Origin of the sequence: Azoarcus sp. TTM-91, assembly GCF_012911025.1 — a bacterium.
GTDB lineage: Bacteria > Pseudomonadota > Gammaproteobacteria > Burkholderiales > Rhodocyclaceae > Azoarcus.
Window position 1 is genome coordinate 1 of sequence record NZ_WUEI01000290.1, and the last position, 537, is coordinate 537.

At 72.8% G+C, this 537-nt stretch carries 1 protein-coding gene; it reads left to right on the forward strand.

Annotation, left to right across the window (positions count from 1 at the left end; genetic code table 11):
• Positions 1-447: cytochrome c oxidase assembly protein (locus GRF61_RS24285; RefSeq protein WP_211166197.1), on the forward strand; the 447-nt coding region annotated here is incomplete at its 5' end.
• Positions 448-537: the final 90 nt, after the last annotated feature.

Genomic DNA, 537 nt, shown 5'->3' on the forward strand with positions numbered 1-537 from the left:
GCGCTGATGCGCGCCGGCCAGCGGCCTGCCGCCACGGCGACCGTGCATGGCGCAACGGTGTGGGCGTGGCATGTGCCGGCGCTCTACCTGCTGGCGCTGGAAAACCCGTGGTGGCACATGGTGGAGCACGCCTGCTTCCTGCTCACCGCCTGGCTGTTCTGGTGGGCGGCGCTGCGGGCGGCGCGCGCCGAGGTGGGCGCGGCGCTGGTGGCGGTGACGGTGACGCTGATGCACACCGGCCTGCTGGGCGCGCTGATGACCTTCGCCACCTCGCCCTTCTATGGGCCGGAACGCAGCGTGGCGGACCAGCAGCTGGCCGGCTTGATCATGTGGGTGCCGGGGTCGCTGTTCTATCTCGCCGGCGCTGGCTGGATGACCTGGCGCTGGCTGGAGCGCGGCCAGGGTCCGGAGCGGGCGGTGATCGCCCGGAAGGAGGAGCAAGGATGAAGTTCGACAGCGAGCGCGGGACAGGGTGGCTGGAGCCGCAGCTGAGCGCCCCGGCGGCGGCCACGGTGACCACTGCGGTCAGGGCGGGCG